Consider the following 2172-nt stretch of genomic DNA (forward strand, 5'->3'; position numbering starts at 1 on the left):
GCGTACGGCGGGGTCGCGGGGCCGGCCTGCGCGGGGTACCCGGGCTGTGCGCCGTACCCGGGCTGTGCAGGGTATCCGGCCTGCCCGGGGTACCCGGCCTGCGGCGCGTACCCCGCGAACGCGGGCACCGGCCCCGCGGGGACCGGAGCCGGACGGGCCACCACGCGTCCCACCCCGACCAGGTACGGATCCGTCAGCTGTGCCGCTCCGGCGTCGCGCGCCTCGACGTAGGTCTGCAGGTCGTGGTCGAGGGCCTCGACGCGCATGCGGGCGTCCACGTAGACGAGCACGGCCGACGTCGACTGGACCACGAGGGCGATGCACTGCACGAGCAGGATGCCGAACTGTCCGATGATCTGCACCACGACGAGACTGACGATGGCCGTCACCGAATCGTCGCCGGTGGGCGCGAGGATCCCGGGGACGATCCCGGAGATCAGGCCCAGGGGGATCGAGATGATCTGCGCGACGATCCCGAAGGCCATCGATATGATGAGGACCACCCCGAGCGTCGACCAGAAGCGTCCGCGGGTCAGCGCCCACGACCGCCCGATCGCGCGGAAGACGGGCGCGCGCTCGAGGATGATGACCGACGGGACGAGGAAGAGCTTGGGCGTCAGCCACAGGTACAGGGGGATCAGCGCGATGAGGGCGAGGATGCCGACGAGGATGCCGACCCACACCACGGCGATCGCGAGCAGCGCGACGATGCCCGCGAGCAGACCCAGCGTCAGCACGGTCGCCGTCAGCACCAGGGCGCTGTAGCCGATCAGCCGCCAGAAGACCGGCTTGACGCGCGCCCACGTCGCGCGGAGCGTGGGCTTCTCGGCCACCACCGCGTGGGCGACCTCGGCCACCACGACGCCCTGCACGACGACGCTCAGCGCGCCGCTCGCGAGTCCGAGCACCAGCGTCGTGGCCGCGGTGATCACGATGGACCCGGTCATGATCGCGTCGAAGTCGTCGCTGCCGTACGGCACGGTGTCGAGGCGCGAGAAGCTCGCGATCGCGACACCCGCGATCGCGGCGGTGAGCACGATCGACGCGACGGCCTGCACGACGAGCGCGAAACCGAGCAGCACCTTGGGGTTGTGGCGCAGCGCCACGAACGATCGGCCGAGGATCGTGCCGAACCCGTACGGGTGCAGGGGGACGATGCCCGGGCGGGATGCCGGGGTCCAAGCCGGATACGCGTTCACGGTGGCGCCTCCTCGTACACGTAGCGGTGCCCTCATCGTGTCACACACCCCCGACACGCTCGCCCCGCTCGCAGACACGTCGACTACTCTCTTCAAGACGTGCCCCCACCCGGGGCGTGGCCCGTTTTCCCGAGCGGGTTCGAGACGGAAGACGCACACCCGAATGACTTCACGGATCCTGGTCGTCGACGATGACACCGCTCTGGCCGAGATGATCGGCATCGTGCTGCGCACGGAGGGATTCGACACGGCGTTCTGCGCCGACGGGGCGCAGGCGGTCGAGGCCTGGCGCACCGAGCGTCCCGACCTCATCCTGCTGGACCTGATGCTCCCCGGCGTGGACGGCATCGAGATCTGCACGCGCGTGCGGGCGGAGTCCGGCATCCCGATCATCATGCTCACCGCGCGCACCGACACCGCCGACGTGGTCAAGGGACTCGAGTCGGGAGCCGACGACTACATCGTCAAGCCCTTCAACCCCAAAGAGCTCGTCGCCCGCATCCGCACGCGCCTGCGGCCCGCGCAGGCCCCGGCCGACGAGACGCTGCGCATCGGCGACCTGGTCGTGGACGTCGCCGCGCACGAGGTGCGCCGCGGCGACGCACCGATCGCCCTCACGCCGCTGGAGTTCGAGCTGCTGGTGGCGCTGGCCGAGAAGCCGCAGCAGGTGTTCTCGCGCGAGATGCTGCTCGAGCAGGTGTGGGGCTATCACTACAAGGCCGACACGCGTCTGGTGAACGTCCACGTGCAGCGCCTGCGCGCCAAGATCGAGGCCGACCCCGACAACCCGCGGATCGTGACCACCGTGCGCGGCGTGGGCTATCGCGCCGGCGCGGTGGCCTGAGCACCCCATGACGGGCGTGGTGCGGACCCTGCCTCCGCCCCGGCGCGGTGTGCGGGACTGGCGGGCGATGCGGGACCGTCTCGCGACGCTCTGGCGTCGGTCGCTGCGCTTCCGCACAATCGTCATCAC

Annotated in this window: 2 protein-coding genes; one reads left to right on the plus strand and one right to left on the minus strand. The window is 70.7% G+C overall.

The window, feature by feature from the left end:
* On the minus strand, positions 1–1199 hold a 1199-nt coding region (locus tag DBR36_RS06855; RefSeq protein ID WP_108318158.1), incomplete at its 3' end, for a glycerophosphoryl diester phosphodiesterase membrane domain-containing protein.
* 163 nt (positions 1200–1362) lie between these two features.
* Here DBR36_RS06855 and mtrA point away from each other — a divergent pair.
* Entirely contained in the window at positions 1363–2043 is a 681-nt protein-coding gene (gene mtrA / locus DBR36_RS06860; protein ID WP_108318159.1) for an MtrAB system response regulator MtrA, read from the plus strand.
* Positions 2044–2172 lie beyond the last annotated feature (129 nt).

The sequence above is a fragment of the Microbacterium sp. HMWF026 genome (genome assembly GCF_003061325.1).
Taxonomy (GTDB): domain Bacteria; phylum Actinomycetota; class Actinomycetes; order Actinomycetales; family Microbacteriaceae; genus Microbacterium; species Microbacterium testaceum_E.